The organism is Novosphingobium sp. BAM6, from assembly GCF_057784955.1.
Genome location: NZ_JBYNTR010000003.1, coordinates 70,742 through 88,304, shown reverse-complemented (window position 1 = coordinate 88,304; position 17,563 = coordinate 70,742). Strand labels below are relative to the sequence as shown.

Annotated in this window: 10 protein-coding genes; 7 read left to right on the top strand and 3 right to left on the bottom strand. The window is 64.4% G+C overall.

Annotated features, from left to right (window positions below):
* Window positions 1-86: 86 nt before the first annotated feature.
* Both AC3EC3_RS12320 and AC3EC3_RS12315 read left to right on the top strand, forming a co-directional pair.
* Complete coding sequence (locus tag AC3EC3_RS12320) at window positions 87-1,268, top strand: M24 family metallopeptidase (RefSeq protein ID WP_488489912.1); 1,182 nt, start codon at window positions 87-89, stop codon at window positions 1,266-1,268.
* A gap of 154 nt (window positions 1,269-1,422) precedes the next feature.
* Window positions 1,423-2,733 carry a dicarboxylate/amino acid:cation symporter gene (locus AC3EC3_RS12315; RefSeq protein WP_488490069.1) on the top strand — a complete coding sequence of 437 codons (1,311 nt, stop codon included), beginning with the start codon at window positions 1,423-1,425 and terminating at the stop codon, window positions 2,731-2,733.
* Window positions 2,734-2,791: 58 nt separating this feature from the next.
* Here the strand turns inward: AC3EC3_RS12315 and ggt are convergent, their stop codons facing one another.
* Window positions 2,792-4,594 (bottom strand): gamma-glutamyltransferase, encoded by a 1,803-nt coding sequence (ggt, locus tag AC3EC3_RS12310; RefSeq protein ID WP_488489911.1) that lies wholly within the window; start codon window positions 4,592-4,594, stop codon window positions 2,792-2,794.
* A 272-nt stretch (window positions 4,595-4,866) separates the two neighbouring features.
* Here ggt and AC3EC3_RS12305 point away from each other — a divergent pair, with 272 nt between their 5' ends.
* The gene (locus AC3EC3_RS12305) at window positions 4,867-6,573 is read left to right on the top strand and encodes a S10 family peptidase (protein ID WP_488489910.1); all 1,707 of its coding nucleotides are present in this window, start codon (window positions 4,867-4,869) and stop codon (window positions 6,571-6,573) included.
* 128 nt (window positions 6,574-6,701) lie between these two features.
* Here AC3EC3_RS12305 and AC3EC3_RS12300 read toward each other — a convergent pair whose 3' ends face one another.
* Window positions 6,702-7,205, bottom strand: coding sequence for a GNAT family N-acetyltransferase (locus AC3EC3_RS12300; RefSeq protein WP_488489909.1), 504 nt, complete (start codon window positions 7,203-7,205; stop codon window positions 6,702-6,704).
* A 295-nt stretch (window positions 7,206-7,500) separates the two neighbouring features.
* On the opposite strand from AC3EC3_RS12300, the gene AC3EC3_RS12295 reads away from it, so the two are divergent.
* Together AC3EC3_RS12295 and AC3EC3_RS12290 are read left to right on the top strand one after the other, a co-directional pair.
* Window positions 7,501-9,924: a membrane-bound PQQ-dependent dehydrogenase, glucose/quinate/shikimate family gene (locus AC3EC3_RS12295; protein WP_488489908.1), complete on the top strand. Its 2,424-nt coding sequence runs from the start codon at window positions 7,501-7,503 to the stop codon at window positions 9,922-9,924.
* A 103-nt stretch (window positions 9,925-10,027) separates the two neighbouring features.
* Window positions 10,028-11,473, top strand: a complete 1,446-nt coding sequence (locus tag AC3EC3_RS12290; protein WP_488489907.1) for a carbohydrate porin — start codon at window positions 10,028-10,030, stop codon at window positions 11,471-11,473.
* A gap of 85 nt (window positions 11,474-11,558) precedes the next feature.
* Here AC3EC3_RS12290 and AC3EC3_RS12285 read toward each other — a convergent pair whose 3' ends face one another.
* Window positions 11,559-12,203, bottom strand: coding sequence for a TetR/AcrR family transcriptional regulator (locus AC3EC3_RS12285; protein WP_488489906.1), 645 nt, complete (start codon window positions 12,201-12,203; stop codon window positions 11,559-11,561).
* Window positions 12,204-12,471: 268 nt separating this feature from the next.
* On the opposite strand from AC3EC3_RS12285, the gene AC3EC3_RS12280 reads away from it, so the two are divergent.
* Window positions 12,472-14,949 (top strand): hypothetical protein, encoded by a 2,478-nt coding sequence (locus AC3EC3_RS12280; protein ID WP_488489905.1) that lies wholly within the window; start codon window positions 12,472-12,474, stop codon window positions 14,947-14,949.
* 219 nt (window positions 14,950-15,168) lie between these two features.
* Complete coding sequence (locus AC3EC3_RS12275; RefSeq protein ID WP_488489904.1) at window positions 15,169-17,451, top strand: NADP-dependent malic enzyme; 2,283 nt, start codon at window positions 15,169-15,171, stop codon at window positions 17,449-17,451.
* Window positions 17,452-17,563: the final 112 nt, after the last annotated feature.

The window sequence follows — 17,563 nt, the reverse complement described above, 5'->3', positions numbered from 1 at the left end:
ACGCTCTTCCCGCAACGGTGTGAATCGTATACGAAACTGCGATGATTGCGCTTTGCCGCGCCGACCTACTTTTCTGGAGATTTTTTATGAGCATCGGCGGATCGAGCGCTGACCGCGAACTCGCCACCCTCTCGCCCCCGGTAGATCGCGCGCCTGCGATCTCCGTGGCTGAACGGAAAGATCGAATCGCACAGGCGCAGGCGCACCTTGAAACATTGGGCGCCGATGCCTTGCTGGTGAATGCAGGCGCTTCGCTGCGCTACTTCACCGGCATTCCCTGGGGTGCAAGCGAGCGTCTTGTGGCGATGCTGCTGCCGGTATCGGGCGACCCGATTCTGGTGTGCCCGCATTTCGAACGCGGCTCGCTGGAAGCGGAACTCGCATTCCCCATCGATATGCGGCTGTGGCAGGAGGATGAGGACCCTTACGCACTGGTGGCCGATGCGTTTGCCGGTTCCGTCATCGCGCTCGATCCCGCACTGCATTTTCAGGGCTCCGAGCGTCTGCGCAAGGCTGCCCCCCACGCGACGCTGGTCGATGGCTCCCCGGTGATTGACGGCTGCCGCATGCGCAAGTCCGCGCAGGAACTGGCGTTGATGCAGCAGGCCAAGAACATGACGCTGGAAGTCCATCGCCGCACTGCCGCGATCCTGCGCCCCGGTATTTCGACCGCCGAAGTTCGCGCCTTCATCAACGATGCCCACAAGGCGATGGGGGCAGCGGGCTACAGCTTCTGCATCGTCCAGTTCGGGCGCGGGACGGCATTCCCGCATGGTCTCCCCGGCGAGCAGTATCTGGCCGAGGACGACCTCGTGCTGGTCGACACCGGCTGCACGGTCGAGGGCTATCATTCCGACATCACCCGCACATATGCCTTCGGCAACGTCTCGGACGAGGTGCGCTCGATCTGGAATCTGGAGAAGGAAGCGCAGGCCGCCGCTTTCGAGGCTGCGCGTCCGGGCGAGCCATGCGAGGCGGTCGATGCCGCCGCGCGCCGGGTGCTGGAGCGGGCAGGGCTGGGCCCGGACTACCGTTTGCCGGGTCTGCCGCACCGCACCGGCCATGGGATCGGCCTGTCGATCCATGAGCCTGCCTATCTGGTGCGCGGGGACAGGACGCCGCTCGACACCGGCATGTGCTTCTCGAACGAGCCGATGATCGTCGTCCCCGACCGCTTCGGGGTGCGATTGGAAGATCACTTCTACATGACCGAGAGCGGGCCGCGCTGGTTCACCCAGCCGCAGGCGGCGATCGACCGGATCGGTTGATCCCGGTTTCCTGACCGGCAGACATGGGGCAGACCGCGCGTAAAAACCGTGCGGTTTTGCTTTGCCCGAAGGGCGCACGGGTGGCATGGGTCAGGCCATAACGCCGCCTGTGCCACGCGTGCAGGACGTGACGCCGGACGGGATGAAGTTTGCCATGAAGATCGATACTGCCGCCGCGCCTGCCAGCGCCGTTCCGCGCCTCTGGTACAAACACCTTTATACCTGGGTGCTCGTCGCCATCGCGCTGGGCGTGCTGGTCGGCCACTTTGCCCCGGCGACCGGAGAGGCATTGAAGCCGCTGGGCGACATGTTCATCAAGGCGGTGAAGATGGTCATCCCACCGGTGATCTTCCTGACCATCGTTACCGGCATCGCCGGGATGCGCGACCTCGCAACGGTGGGAAGAGTCGCCGGTAAGGCCTTTATATATTTCCTGTTCTTCTCGTTTCTCGCACTGCTCGTGGGCATGTTGGTGGCCAATGTCACACGGCCCGGCCATGGCCTGAACATCGATCCGGCCAGCCTCGATGCCTCGAAGGTGGCGGACTATGCCACCAAGGCGCACGAGACCTCGTTCATCGGCTTCCTCAACGGCATGATCCCGGACACCTTCGTTTCCGGCCTGACCAGCGGGAACATCCTGCAGGTGCTGATGATATCGATCCTGTTCGGCGTCGCGCTGGCGCTGATCGGCGAGCGCGGGGACAAGGTTCTGGGCCTGCTGGAAGACGTGTCCGCCGCGTTCTTCAAGCTCGTCTCGATCGTGATGAAGGCCGCGCCCGTCGGCGCCTTCGGAGCGATGGCGTTCACCGTCGGCAAGTACGGCATCGGCAGCCTTGCCAACCTCGCCGAACTGGTGGCGACGGTCTATCTGACCTCGATCCTGTTCGTGCTGGTTATTCTGGGCGCGGTCGCGCGGGTCTGCGGGTTCTCGATCCTGCGCCTGCTGGCGTACCTCAAAGGAGAACTGCTGCTGGTGCTGGGCACCTCGTCTTCGGAAAGCGCGCTGCCTGCGCTGATCGAGAAGATGGAAGCTGCCGGTTGCCCCAAGGCGGTCGTCGGTCTGGTGGTGCCCACGGGGTACAGCTTCAACCTCGACGGCACCAATATCTACATGACGCTGGCTGCGCTGTTCATCGCGCAGGCCTGCAATGTCGAGCTGAGCTTCGGCCAGCAACTGCTGCTGCTGGGCATCGCCATGCTGTCGTCCAAGGGTGCGGCGGGCGTGACCGGCGCGGGTTTCATCACGCTGGCGGCGACGCTTTCGATCGTGCCTTCGGTGCCGGTCGCAGGGATGGCGCTGATCCTTGGTGTGGACCGCTTCATGTCGGAGTGCCGCAGCCTGACCAACTTCGTCGGCAATGCTGTGGCGACGGTCGTGGTCTCGCGCTGGGAAGGCTCGCTGGATCTGGTGCGCCTGAACGAAACGCTGCGCGGCAAGCGGGCCATTGCCGCTGGAGGCTGACACAAAAAAGGCGGCCATCCAGAAGGAAAGCCGCCTTTCTTAATCTCTTTTCGAGGTATCAGTATCCGGCGGCGAGCCCCGCCGGACGGCGCATGTCGTTCGCGCCCTGAATATCGCCGGTAGCCGGATCGACGAAGATCGCCTCATCGGCACCCCATCCCGGAACCATCTGGAAGCTGTAGCCCATCGCCTCCAGTTCCTGCTGCGCGGCAGGGGTGAGATAGCCCGGCTGCATCATCACCTTGTCCGGCAGCCACTGGTGGTGGATGCGCGGCGCATCGACCGCCTGCTTCATGTTCATTCCGAAGTCGACGACGTTGAGGATGCTCTGGAGCACGGTGGTGATGATCGTCGAGCCGCCGGGGCTGCCCGTGACCATCGCGACCTTGCCGTCCTTGAGCAGAATGGTCGGCGTCATCGAGGAGAGGGGGCGCTTGCCGGGCGCGACCGCGTTGGCCGATCCCTGCACCAGCCCAAAGGCGTTGGGCACGCCGGGCTTGGAGGTGAAATCGTCCATCTCGTTGTTGAGGAAGAAGCCGGTGTCCCCGGCGATCTTGCCGACGCCGAACAGGTAGTTCAGCGTATAGGTCACGCTCACCGCGTTGCCCTTGGCATCGAGCACCGAGAAATGCGTGGTGTTGGTGCCTTCCTGCGCACCGGGGATGCCCTTGATGTCGGTCGAAGGCGTCGCCTTGTCAGGCTGGATACGGGTGCGGATCTCGGCGGCGTGCTCGGGTGAGATCAGCTTCTGCACCGGATTGTCGATGAAGGCGGGGTCGCCAAGGTCGGTGTTGCGATCGGCGAAGGCATTGCGCTCGGCCTCCAGCATATAATGCACCGCCTTGGGCGAGCCATAGCCCCAGTCCTGCAGCGGATAGGGCTTCAGCACCTCAAGAATCTCGCACAGCGTGGTGCCGCCCGAACTGGGCGGGGGCGGCGCGACGATGTGGTAGCCGCGATAGTCGCACTCGACCGTCTTGTCCCACTTCACGGTATATTCGGCGAAGTCCTTCATCGTCAGCAGGCCGCCGTTGGCCTGACTGGCGGCGACGATCTTCTGCGCGATCGAGCCCTGATAATAGGCCCTGGTGCCGCCCTTCGCGATCAGCTTGAGGCTGGCGGCGAGCTGGGGCTGGATCAGGCGATCGCCCACCTGCCAGGGCTGGCCGTGGTTGGTGAAGGTCGGCGCGACATTGGCTTCCTTGTTGAAGTCGTCGATCCGACCGTTCAGGATCTTCACGTCGCCCGCCTGCAGGATGTAGCCCTTTTCGGCCAGCGCGATGGCAGGCGCCATTACCTTGCCCAGCTTCATCGTGCCGTACTTCGCCAGCGCCTCGTTCAGCCCCATGACCGTGCCCGGCGTGCCGATACCCAGCCAGGTGCCGGTGCTGCGCCCCTTGACGACGTTGCCGTCCGCATCCTGAAAGATCGTGGCTGTGGCCTTCAGCGGCGCGCGCTCACGGAAATCGAGGAACAGGTTCCGGCCATCGGCAAGATGTACGGTCATGAAGCCGCCGCCGCCGATATTGCCGCAGCACGGATGGACCACGGCCTCGGCATAACCGACCGCAACTGCCGCATCGACCGCATTGCCGCCCTGCCTGAGGATCGAGAGGCCGACTTCGGTAGCATAGTGCTCGGCAGAGACGACCATCGCATGTTTGGCGATTACCGGCTGCGCCGAATGCCACGCCGCGCCTGCATCGCCCGAACTCGCATCAAGCGCAGCGGCGGAAATGCCCTGTCCCGGCTTCGCTGCTGCGGCGGCAGGTGCTGGCGTCTGGGAGGTCTGGGCGAGGGCAGGGGTGAGGGAGGTCGTCGTCAGAGCGATCAGGGACAGGCCGGCGGCTAGTCGGTTCATGGGCGGTCCTCTTGTGGAAATCGGGAGATCCCGCTTTTCATGCGCCTGCAATCATTTGTTGGCAACCCTCGGGCCGATTTCCGCCTTCGCCCAATGGAGCCTCTTGCGCGACGAAATGCTTGCATTCGCGCGCAGAGCAGCGCAGATGATACAGCGTATCATGATGGCGATGCGCTGGTTCGGGGTGCCCTGTTTCACAAACGGGCAATCCAGCGCATCCGATCCGGGGGCGGCATGATGCGTGAATTCCAATGTTTCGGGAACATGCCTCTATGAAGAAACTGATGGTGCTTGTGGGATGCAGTCTGCTCGGCCTTGCCGGAGCGCAGGCCATGGCCAAGGCCGCACCCCACCACGATGACAAGCCGAAGGCCGAACAGGGCAAGAGCGATCAGGACGACAGCGCTGCTGACAGCAACCCCGATGCCCTGTTCCAGCCCACCAGCAGCGAAAGCGAAGGCACTGTTTCGGTGGAAGGCAAGTCAATAAATTACAAGGCTATAGCCGGAACTCTTGTTGTTCATCCTCAGGATTGGGACGATGCGGCCTGGCGGACCAAGGCCCATTCGGGCGGCGATGACAGCAAGAGCGATGACCAGCCCGATCCCGAAGCGGCCATGTTCTACGCCGCCTACTTCAAGAAGGGCGCGCCTTCGGCAGATCGCCCGATCACGTTCGTGTTCAACGGCGGCCCCGGCTCGTCCTCGGTATGGCTGCACATCGGCGCCTTCGGTCCTCGCCGCGTGCTGACGCGCGATGACAGCCACACGCCTGCCGCGCCCTATCAGCTGGTCAACAACGACTACAGCCTTCTCGACGCCACCGACCTGGTCTTCGTCGACGCGCCGGGAACCGGGTTCGGCCGCATCGCCGGCAAGGACAAGGACAAGGCTTTCTACGGCGTCGATGCGGACGGGCATGCCTTCAGCAGCTTCATCCGCCAGTTCCTTTCCAAGTACGATCGCTGGAACAGTCCCAAGTTCCTGTTCGGGGAAAGCTACGGCACCCCGCGCTCGGCGGTGGTCGCCAACGATCTGGAAACGGGCAACGACACTGACATCAACGGTGTGATCCTGCTCTCGCAGATCCTGAACTTCGGGCTTTCGGCGGACAACCCCAGTGCCAATCCCGGCAGCGACGAGGCCTATGTCGATGCCCTGCCGACCTATGCGGCAACGGCCTGGTATCACAACCGTCTGCCCGGCACGCGTCCGGCGAACCTTCAGGAATACCTGAAGCAGGTCGAGCATTTCGCGACGACCGATTACCTCTTGGCGCTCCAGCAGGGGGCAGAACTTTCGCCTGCCGACAAGCAGCGGGTGGCAGAGCAGATGTCGCAATATATCGGCATTCCGGCGAGCTACATCGTCAAGGCCGACCTGCGCCTTGAAGGCGGCCAGTTCACCAAGGAACTGCTGGCCGATCAGGGGCTGCTGACCGGCCGCTTCGATACCCGCTTCACCGGCCCTGCGCTCGATCCGCTGTCCAAGGAGGCGGAATACGATCCGCAGTCGGCGGCGATCAGTTCGGCCTATGTCAGCGCGTTCAACGATTATGTTCGCCGCGACATGCATTACGGGCAGGGGCAGACCTACAAGCCGGAAATGAACATCGACGATTGGGACTTCTCGCACCAGCAGCCGGGACAAGGCGGGGCACCGAGCGGGGCGACCACCAACGTGATGCCGGATCTCGCGACGGCGATGAAGTACAATCCGCAGCTCAAGGTCATGCTGAACGGCGGCTACTTCGATCTGGCGACGCCGTTCTACGAGGGCTGGTACGAGATGCACCATCTGCCGATCCCGGCGAGCCTGCAGAACAACATCGAATACAAGTATTATGAGTCCGGCCACATGGTCTACGCGCATGAGGCTTCGCTCAAGCAGATGCACGACAACGTTGCGGCCTTCATCGCGAAGACCGACGCGATGAGCGCGCCTGCCGCGGGTTCGTCCAGCCCACGAACAAAGGGCTGATTGGCCGGGTTATGCTGTTGGGGCCGGGTGCGTTCCCGGTCTCGACAGCACAACGTATAAGGCCACCTGGACCCCGGAGAACGTTTGATAATATATCTTATGTTAAATATATCCCGACAACGCGAGGGTCAATCAAGGGACAGCGCGTAGAACCGGGTATCCACGGCCATTCGCGGAAACGCTGCAGGAAGATCAGCGCTGTCGATCTGAAGGAAGCCGTGCCTCTCGTAAAACCGGTGTGCGGCAAGGAAACGGTCGGTCGTTCCCAGACAGATACTGCGAAGATGCTGCTTTCGCGCATGATCGATCAAGGCTGCGAGCAGTCCGGCGGCAACCCCATGGCCGCGACCACGATATGGCGCGGCCACGAACATTTTGCGCAGCGCGCCTTCATCATTGCCGATGTCCTTGATCGAGATCGTGCCGATGATCTGCGGCCTTCCATCTAAGATGGTCTCGGCGACGAAAAACGCGCCCTTTCCGGCAAGGTAGAAACCAGCGATGTCGGCAAGATCGGGTTGATCCTCCCGTGTGATCGCAATGCCGAACTCTTCCTGCTGGATCGGCAATATGAGATCCAGAATGCCCTGCTCATCCCCATGATTATAGGGTCGTATCTGAACTTCATCCATAAGCGCGGCCTATTGTGCAATGCCGCGTAAAGCAAGCGCGCGCGGCTCATGCCCGCCTTGCGGGAATCGAAAGTCGGATTGCATTCAAGTTGCGCGTGCATGCATTTACATGTCGCTTAGCGAAAACTTATAGACGCCCATTCAGTGAACGTTCTAGTTAGTTTTTGATCCGAGTCGCGTATCAGCGATGGACCGTGCGCGTCACGCGCCTGCCTGAAACTCTTCAGGCACCATCGCCGTTCCCTGTCGGGGCCGCGCGCAGGGCAGGAACAGAAGAGAAAAAAGGACCAGAGAAGTGACAGGCACATCAAGTGGGGCAGGCATATTGGCGAGAGGATGGCTCGTCCTTCTCGGCCTGGTGATAACATTGGCGGGCCTGTTCTTCGTGGTAGGCGGCGCCAAGCTCGTCACAGAAGGCGGCAGCTGGTACTTCCTGCTCGCCGGCATTGCACTGGTCGTCTCGGGTGGCCTGATCATCGCTCGCCGCCCCGCAGGTGCTCTCGTGTTCCTCGCCACGTTCCTGGCGACCGTCCTGTGGGCGGTCTGGGAAGTCGGCTTCACCTTCTGGCCGCTGATTTCGCGCCTGCTCGCCATGGGCGTGGGTGCGACGATCGTCGCCCTGTCCTGGCCGCTGATGCAGCGTGCGCGCGGCCTTGCGCCGACCTGGCGCCCGGCGCTGGGTATCGCGCTCGTGCTCGGTATCGGCAGCGTCGCAGGGTTCGCAGGCATGTTCAAGCCGCATGATCCCGTCTCGTTCTCGGGCACGCCCGATGCGCTGATTCCGGCGGTCGCAGGCGCGCAGCAGAACTGGTCGAACTACGGCAACGGCTACAAGAACGACCGCTTTGCCGCGCTCGACGAGATCAACCGCTCGAACGTCCAGAACCTGAAGGTCGCCTGGACCTACCACACCGGCGACGTCGCGATCAGCGACGGCAACGGTGCGGAAGATCAGGATACCCCGCTGCAGATCGGCGATACCGTCTACGTCTGTACGCCGCACAACGACGTGATCGCTCTGGATGCCGACACCGGCAAGCAGAAGTGGAAGGCGATGATCAACGCACAGGCCAAGGTCTGGCAGCGTTGCCGCGGCGTCGCCTACTTCGACGTGCATGCCCCGCTTCAGCAGCCGAACCTGCCGGGCTCGACCCCGGTCATCCCGGCTACCCTGCCCGCAGGTGCACCGTGTGAGCGTCGTATCCTTATCAACACCATCGACGCGCGCCTGATCGCCATCGATGCCGACACCGGCAAGTTCTGCCCGGGCTTCGGCAACAATGGCCAGGTCGACCTGAAGGCAGGCCTCGGCGCCGCGCCCGATCCGCAGTACCAGCTGACCTCGGCCCCGACGATGGCGGGCACCACCGTGGTCGTCGGCGGTCGCGTGGCCGACAACGTCCAGACCGACATGCCGGGCGGCGTTCTGCGCGGCTTCGACGTGATCACCGGCAAGCTGCGCTGGGCTTTCGATCCGGGCAACCCGACCGATCGCAACGCACCGGCTGCCGGCAAGACCTATGCCCGTTCGACCCCCAACAACTGGGCCGGCTCGACCTGGGATCCGGCGTCGAACACCGTGTTCCTCCCGATGGGCAGCCCGTCGGTTGACATCTATGGCGTTCCGCGCACCGCGCTGGAGCACAAGTACGGCGCCTCGATGCTGGCGCTCGATGCCACCACCGGCAACGAGAAGTGGCACTTCCAGACCGTCCACAACGATCTGTGGGACTTCGACCTGCCGATGGCGCCGTCGCTCATCGACTTCCCGGTGAACGGCAAGAAGGTTCCGGCGCTCGTCTTCGCCACAAAGGCGGGCCAGATCTACGTGCTGGATCGCGCTACCGGCAAGCCGCTGACCAAGGTCGTCGAAACCCCCGTCCACGCAGCCAACATCCCAGGCGAGCCTTACTCGCTCACGCAGCCCAAGTCTGTCGGCATGCCGCAGATCGGCGCGCAGAAGCTGACCGAAGCCGACATGTGGGGCGCAACCCCGTTCGACCAGCTGCTGTGCCGCATCGCCTTCAAGGGCATGCGCTATGACGGCCTCTACACGGCGCCCGGCAGCGATCTCTCGCTCAGCTTCCCCGGTTCGCTGGGTGGCATGAACTGGGGTGGTCTCTCGGTCGATCCGAACAGCCAGACGCTTTACATCAACGACATGCGTCTGGGCCTGTGGTCGCAGATGATCCGCCAGAAGGTCGATCCCAACGCCAAGGCCGGTAACGGCGGCGAAGCAGTGAACACCGGCATGGGCGCCGTCCCGATGAAGGGCACGCCTTATGCGGTGAACAAGAACCGCTTCCTCTCGGCGCTGGGCATCCCCTGCCAGGCACCGCCTTATGGCACGCTGACTGCCGTCGACCTCAAGACCCGCCAGATCAAGTGGCAGGTTCCGGTCGGCACCGTGGAAGACACCGGCCCGATGGGTCTGAAGGTTGGCCTCCCCATCCCGATCGGCATGCCGACGCTGGGCGGTACGCTGACCACGCAGGGCGGTCTCGTGTTCATCGCGGGCACCCAGGACTTCTACCTGCGCGCCTTCGACTCCGCGACCGGCAAGGTGCTGTGGAAGGGCCGTCTGCCCGTCGGCAGCCAGGGTGGTCCGATGACGTTCCGCTCGCCCAAGACCGGCAAGCAGTTCATCGTCGTTACCGCTGGTGGCGCACGTCAGTCGCCCACACGCGGCGACTATGTGATTGCTTATACGCTTCCCTGAGACCTGCGAGATCTGACGCTTTCGCCTGATCGCGAAGGCGCGGATTTCCAACCGCCGCCCGGATGCAGACCCTGTATCCGGGCGGTAAATGGATATAAGAACAATGAAGTATTTGGGAAAAAGACCTCTTGCCCTTGTCGCCGGTCTGTCGGCGCTGGGACTGGCGGCGCCGGCCTATGCCGATGATGCCGCCGTTAATGACGATCAGGCCAGCGAGCCTGCCCCGACCCGAACTGAAGCGCGTCGCGAAGACGAATCTGGCGAGCGCAAGGCCAGCTCTCAATCGCAGGAAGAACGCGGCAAGGCTCTGGCCGGACCTTCGCCGGGTGCGGCATCGCAGCCGCTTCCCGCGACCGTCGATCACGAACGCCAGACGCTGACCGGTGACTGGTGGGGCCTTCGTCCCAAGCTGGTCGAGGATGGCATCACCTTCCGTGCCGACTATGTTTCGGAAACGCTGGGTGTGGTCTCCGGCGGTTTGCGCAAGGGCACGGCCTATGCCCAGCAGCTGCGCGGCGGCTTCGATCTGGACATGGACAAGATCGCAGGCTGGAAGGGCGGCAAGCTGCACTTCACCATCAACGACCGCAAAGGCGTGGGCACGTCCAGCGATTACGTGGGCAACCGTCTGCCGATCCAGGAAGTCTATGGCGGCCTCTATACCAAGCTGACCGAACTGACCGTCGAGCAGGACTTCGACGGCGGCAAGCTGAACGTGCGCGCGGGCTACTTCGCGATGGGCAACGACATGGGCGGCATCGCGGCGGGCTGCAACTTCGTCAACGCAGCGTTCTGCGCCCATCCGCTGTCGATGTCGGGCAATACCGGGTGGTACAACTATCCCAACGCGCGCTGGGGCATCGCGTTTCGCGCCAAGCTTCGCAACGATCTGACGCTGCGTGTCGGTGTCGATCAGGTCAACGCGCAACTCAGCGTCCAACGCAACGCCTTCCGTATCTTCGCAGGCGGTACGACCGGCGTGCTGCTTCCAGTTGAGCTGGAGTATACGCCCGGCCACAACCCCGGCGACCACTGGCTGCCGGGCAGCTACAAGCTGGGCTTCATCTACGACACCTCGAACGTTGCGCGTACCGGACGTTCGGGCAAGGTCGGCAGCCGTCAGGGCTATTACCTTCTGGTCAACCAGCAGGTGCTGCGCGAGCGGGGCAACAAGCGCAGCCTTGGCGTGATCGCCGCTTACACGCTCAACCCGCGCGCTGCCGCGCAGATCACGCGCTGGTACACGCTCGGTCTGGTCCAGACCGGCACCTTCAAGGGCCGCGATCAGGACACGTTCAACGTCGGCGTCGTCAAGGCGGTGGTGAACCCGCGCCTGCGCGAACAGTATGCCGAAGAGAACGACCTGTCCGGCGGGATGGACTCGCTGCCACAGGGCGAAACGGCGATCGAGGTCAGCTATGGCATCCAGGTCAACCACTGGATGATCCTGCGCCCCGACGTGCAGTACATCGCCGATCCGGGCGCGTTCAGCTATGCCAATCGCAAGGATGCGATCGCGGCAGGCGCGCAGGTCAAGATCCAGTTCTGACCGGAGTATCTCCGGCCTGAATTTTTCCGGCCTGAACTTTTCCGGGCGTCGCCATTGTGCGATCGCCCGGAACTTCACACCGACATTACGCGGCGCAGTAACGCCGCACCGCATCCTCGGCGGTCTGGCGATGACGGGCATGGCGCGCCTCGCGCTTGGTGCCCTGCTCGAACAGGAACGAGAAACTCGCATCGTTGGCAACGTTGAAGACCGCAAAGCTGCTGATCAGCCAGTGCAGGTCCACAGGGTCCAGGCCTGTGCGAAACACGCCTTGCCCGACGCCGCGCGCGATCAGCGCGGAGAGCACGTCGATGATCGGCCGGTTGTGTTCGCGAATGCCCTCGATCTGGGTCAGGAACCGGGCGCGCTGGATGTTCTCTACCGCCACGAGCCGCGCGAAACCGGGGTTCTGCGCCTGATAGTCGATAGTGCCGCGCACGACATGCAGCAGCGCTTCCATGGGCTCCATGTCATCGAGGTCCGCCTCGCTTTCCACCCGGCGAATACCGGCATAGGACGACGCGAGAACCGCCTGATAGAGCCCTTCCTTGCTGCCGAAGTAGTAGTAGATCATCCGCTTGGAAGTATGCGTTGCCTCGGCGATCTCGTCGACGCGAGCGCCGTTCAGACCTTTTTCGGCAAAAATTTCCCGCGCGACGGAGAGAATCTCCTCGCGGGTACGCTCGGCATCGTGGCCGCGACGCTGCGGCGTGGCGGTTTCTCGGATCATTTCGTCCTGTCCCATATGTCCCGCGTTTGCGCCACGTCGCGTGCAGAAACAAGCGATAAGCGGCGCCGGAAACAAAAATATACGAAACGGTGCGTTCAGGAAGCCGCTCGCTTGTTGAGAGGCAATCTCGGCGCTTTCGGGAACATTGTCCCGCCTTCCTGCGTCCTCGCTTCATCGCAGCGCAAGGCTGGTCCTGCCACTGGGGAACACCATGCTGCAACGCACATGGGAAAATGAGCCCTCAGCGAAGGACAGGGAACCGCAACGCTTGCCGTACGAGACGATCCGCCAATGCCCCGCCCTTACCCGCAAGCGCCTGACAAGGGCAAGCGCGGTCGCCGGCCTTTCGCTTGTTGCCGCGTTGGCGGTGAGTTCCAGCGCCGCGGCTGCCGATCCTGCGCCGTTCGAGCTGGATGGCCCGCGCATCGACATCGAAGTGACGCGCGGCAAGCAGACGCTGCCGATCGCGCAAGTGCCCAGCCTGTCCGAAGGGGACAAGCTGGTCATCCGCTCCGCCGTGGGGCCGGATCAGGGCGCGCATTTCATCCTCGTCTCGGCCTTCCTGCGCGGCGCCACCAACCCGCCACCCAAGGACTGGGTGCAGTTCACCGAGACCTGGCAGAAGAAGGACAAGAAGCACACGCTCGATGTCACCGTGCCCAAGGGCGCGCGGCAGATGGTGCTGCTGATGGTGCCCGATACCGGCGGCGCCGAAGGCGTGCTGCGCGATTCCGTGCGCGGCAAGCCGGGTGAGTTCGTCCGCGTCGGGCAGGAACTGAACCAGGCCTCGCTAGACCATTCGCGGCTCGAAGCGTTCATGGCGGCGATCCGCGCGCAGGGCGATTACCAGCCCGAAGCCTTGCAGAAGATCGCCCCGGTGCTCGCCTCCAGCCTGTCGATCAAGCTCAATGCCGATTGCCTCTCCAAGGTCGCGCAGGAGCAGGCTTCGTGTCTGCTGCAAAGCCCCGATACGCTGGTTCTGAGCGACGTGCATTCCAGTTCGCTCGCCGATACGCTGACCGACACGCCCACCGATCTCGCCCTGCAACTGAGCGCCACGCCCGAAGGCGGGGCCGGGTATTACAGCGCCTATATCGGCGTGGCGCGCGATCTTGTGCGCATGCTCGGCGCGTTCTCGAACCCCTCGTTCGGCTATCTGCCCGCCTTGACCCAGCGCGACGGCAGCACGCTGTCGCTGCTGCTCAACGCCGCGCCCTCGTTCAACAAGCCCAAGTCGGTGATGGTGGCCGGGATGCCCGCCGTCGAGGCCGATGTGCCGCCGCAGCTGCGCTCGACCGCGAAGGGGCCGATCTGCGTGGCGACGGGTGACGCGGTGCTGCCCGTTGAAGGTGCTCCGCTGGTGTTCTCCACCCGCTTTGCGCACAACGTGTCGCTGCGCGTGACCGGCCCCGATGGCAAGATCATCGAGATCCCGGTCGAGGCGCGCGCCAATCGCGGCGGCTATGTGATTCCCGCCAGTGCCCTTCCCGCCGGTGCGACCGGCACCCTGCGCGGGCACCTGCATGGACGTTGGGGCTTCGAGAGCTTCGATGGCCCGGATTTCCAGCTTCAGCGCCCCGGCACCGGCGCGTGGAAGGTCGTTGCCGATACCAGCGATCTGGTGGTTGGCCGCGACAACACGGTCGAGATCAGCGGCGGCGCTGCGGGCTGCGTATCCGACGTGACGATGCAGCGCGGCAACGGCGCACCGCAGCCGGTGAAGTGGACCGCTTCGGCCAGCGACGGTCTCTCCGTCACCGTGCCGCTGACGGGTGCCGCGCCGGGGCCGGTGCATCTCTCGGTGCGCTATCGCGGCGATGACAAGCCGGGCGACAAGCCGGGCGATCTGCCGCTGACCGCCCGCGCCGAAAGTAGCCGGATCGATACGATCACCGCCTATGGCAACGACGGGCATATCCTGATGACCGGGCAGCGGCTCGAACAGGTGAAGGACGTGGCGCTGGGCAGTCTGACCTTCACGCCCGACGGCCTTACCCGCAACGACAATCTTGACCGGCTTTCACTGACCGCGCAGGCCGGAGCCCACGTTCCGGCGGCAGGCACCAGTGTCGATGCGCAAGTTCACCTGACTGGCGGCCGCAGCCAGACGATATCGGTCAAGGTCGCCGCCCCGCGCCCGCAGGCGACCATCATCGGCCGCACGATCCGCCCCGCCCCGCAACCTGCCGGAACGCTGCCGCTGGAGATCACCGGCGATGACATCCTGCCCGACGCCGCCTCGCTGGTGTTCTCGCTGCAGGCGCCCGAGGGGATGGCCTTCACTTCCGCCGATACGCTGGAGATCGCCGGCACTTCGGATGACGTGCTGGCCCGCCTGTCGATGGGCAAGGGGCTCACCATGGCCAGCGCGCAAGTGCTGGTGGGCACGCTGTCGCCCGACGATCTTCCCCCCTCCACTTTCGGGCCGTTGCGCTTCCGGGTGGTGCAGGCGGGCATCGCCGGGGACTGGCAGCCGCTGGCAACGCTCGCCCGCCTGCCGCGCATCGTTTCGGCGAGCTGCGATGCCAAGGCCGCGAAGCCTGCCTGCACGATCACCGGACAGTCTCTCTATCTCGTCGATGCGGTCAGCACCGATGCCGCCTTCGTCTCGGCCTCGGCGGTTCCGGTCGGGTACACGGGTACCGCGCTGCAAACCGGCATCCCTGCCGATGGCGTGCTGCACTTGCGTCTGCGGGATGCCCCCAAGGCCCAGGTGAACGTCAAGGTCGACACGGCCAAGCCCTGACAGACTGCGCCTGTGCCGTGTCGCCGCGCAAATGCTGCGTTGCGAGAGGGCGCAGGCGCACTTGCAACGGCCCTTCATGAACTTGCAGTTTGCGCAAGTCGGGAAGGCCAAAACACCCCCTGCCTTGCTTGACCCGGCCCCCGGCAGACCTATAGCTGCCACCAACACCGGTTAAAGCCGGACCGACCAGACAGATGCGTAACGAGGGCTGAGAACACCATGGACGATACACTGCGGCGCGCGGCTCTCGATTATCACCTCTATCCGCGCCCCGGTAAGTTGACCATCGAGCCGACCAAACGCATGGTCAACCAGCGCGATCTGGCGCTGGCCTATTCGCCCGGCGTCGCCGCCCCCTGCATGGAAATCGCCGAAGATCCGGCCAAGGCGCTGGACTACACCGCGCGCGGTAACCTCGTCGCGGTGATCTCGAACGGCACCGCCGTGCTTGGCCTTGGCGCGATCGGCGCCCTCGCCTCGAAGCCGGTGATGGAAGGCAAGGCGGTCCTCTTCAAGAAGTTCGCCGATATCGATGTGTTCGACATCGAGGTGGACACCACCGATCCCGAAAAGTTCATCGAGGCGGTCGCCCTGCTCGAACCCACCTTCGGCGGCATCAACCTCGAAGACATCAAGGCGCCCGAGTGCTTCCATATCGAGGCTGCGCTGAAAGAGCGGATGAACATTCCGGTCTTCCATGACGACCAGCACGGCACCGCTATCGTCGTCGCCGCCGCCGTCAAGAACGCGCTGGTGCTGCAGGGCAAGTCGCTGACCGAGGCCAAGCTCGTCACGTCCGGTGCGGGCGCTGCGGCGCTGGCCTGCGTCGATCTGCTGGTGTCGATGGGTCTGCCGGTCGAGAACGTGACGCTGACCGACAAGGACGGCGTGATCCATTCGGGCCGCGAGGGCATGCTGCCGAATATGGCGCGCTATGCCCGCCAGACCGATGCGCGCACCCTGCCCGAAGTGCTGCCCGGTGCGAACGTGTTCCTTGGCCTCTCGGCGCCCGGCGTGCTCAAGCCCGAGTGGCTGCCCTCGATGGCGGACCGCCCGCTGATCTTCGCGCTCGCCAATCCCGAGCCGGAAATCCGCCCCGAGGTCGCGCGCGAGGTACGCCCCGACGCGATCATCGCCACCGGGCGTTCGGACTATCCGAACCAGGTCAACAACGTCCTGTGTTTCCCCTACATCTTCCGCGGCGCGCTCGATGTCGGCGCGACCGCGATCAACGAGGCGATGAAGGCCGCTGCCGCCGAAGCCATCGCCGGTCTCGCGCGTCTGCCCGCCCACGCCAGCGTCGCGCAGGCCTATGGCGGTCGCAAGCTGGTGTTCGGCCCGGAATACATCATCCCGACGCCGTTCGATCCGCGCCTGATCGGCGAAATCGCCACCGCCGTCGCCAAGGCCGCGATCGAGAGCGGCGTTGCCACCAAGACGATCGATCTCGACGAATACAAGCGCACGCTCGCCCGCCAGAACACCCGTTCGGGCCAGCTCATGCTGCCGGTGTTCGAGGCCGCGCGCCGTACCGGTCGCAAGATCGCCTACGGTGAGGGCGAGGACGAGCGCGTGCTGCGCGCGATCCAGGACGCGCTCGACGAAGGCATCGTGCGCCCCACCATCGTCGCGCGCCGCCGTATTCTGGAGCAGCGCCTGCCCGGCCTCGGCCTCTCGTTCGAACTCGACAAGGATGTCGAGGTGATCGACCCGGAGACCGACAAGGAGGTCATGGCCGATCTGGTCGAGGCCTATCGCGCGGTCGCCACCCGCAAGGGCGTTCCCGGTGACGAGATCCTGCGCCACGTCTATCGCCGCCCCACCGTCACCGCCGCGCTGCTGCTGCGCACGGGCCGGGTCGAGGCGGCCATCGTCGGCGGACGGTCGGAATACTGGAAGCAGATCGAGCATGTTCTGCGCGTCATCGGTCGCCGCCCGGACGTCAGCCGTGCCTATGCGCTGTCCGGCCTGATCCTCGACGCCGGTGCGCTGTTCATCACCGACACGCACATGGTGCCCGATCCCACGCCCGAGCAGGTCGCGGAAATGACGCTGCTGAGCGCGACGCAGCTCAAGCACTTCGGCCTGACCCCGCGCGTGGCGCTGGTCTCGCACTCGAACTTTGGCTCGTCGCACAGCCCGAGCGCCCGCAAGATGCGCGCGGCGCTGGAGATCATCCGCAAGGCCGCGCCGGAACTGAAGGTCGATGGCGAAATGCACGCCGACGTGGCGCTCAGCCAGGCCCTGCGTGATCGCATCGTGCCCGACGGTCGCTTCGAAGGCCCGGCGAACCTGCTGGTGATGCCCACGCTCGATGCCGCGAACATCACGCTGACGGCGCTTTCGGCTTCGTCCAGCTCGCCCACGGTCGGCCCGATCCTGATGGGTCTGGCGCAGCCGATCCACGTCCTGCAGCCCGGCGTCACCGCGCGCGGCATCCTCAACCTCACGGCCATCGCCGCTGCGGAACTCGATCGCCCGACCCCCGCCCTGCCGGGCTGACCTCAGCCGCGATAGACACGAAATAACAAAGGGCCCCGGTTCGATTTTTCCGAACCGGGGCCCTTTGTCTTGGCAGATTGCGGTTCCGGGATGTTCAAACGCATTCAAGGCG

Excerpts from the sequence above, each read along its gene's own strand:
- AC3EC3_RS12290 (WP_488489907.1), top strand. The coding sequence starts at position 10,028 with ATGAAGTATTTGGGAAAAAGACCTCTTGCCCTTGTCGCCGGTCTGTCG.
- AC3EC3_RS12275 (WP_488489904.1), top strand. The coding sequence starts at position 15,169 with ATGGACGATACACTGCGGCGCGCGGCTCTCGATTATCACCTCTATCCG.
- AC3EC3_RS12285 (WP_488489906.1), bottom strand. The coding sequence starts at position 12,203 with ATGATCCGAGAAACCGCCACGCCGCAGCGTCGCGGCCACGATGCCGAG.
- ggt (WP_488489911.1), bottom strand. The coding sequence starts at position 4,594 with ATGAACCGACTAGCCGCCGGCCTGTCCCTGATCGCTCTGACGACGACC.
- AC3EC3_RS12315 (WP_488490069.1), top strand. The coding sequence starts at position 1,423 with ATGAAGATCGATACTGCCGCCGCGCCTGCCAGCGCCGTTCCGCGCCTC.
- AC3EC3_RS12320 (WP_488489912.1), top strand. The coding sequence starts at position 87 with ATGAGCATCGGCGGATCGAGCGCTGACCGCGAACTCGCCACCCTCTCG.
- AC3EC3_RS12300 (WP_488489909.1), bottom strand. The coding sequence starts at position 7,205 with ATGGATGAAGTTCAGATACGACCCTATAATCATGGGGATGAGCAGGGC.
- AC3EC3_RS12305 (WP_488489910.1), top strand. The coding sequence starts at position 4,867 with ATGAAGAAACTGATGGTGCTTGTGGGATGCAGTCTGCTCGGCCTTGCC.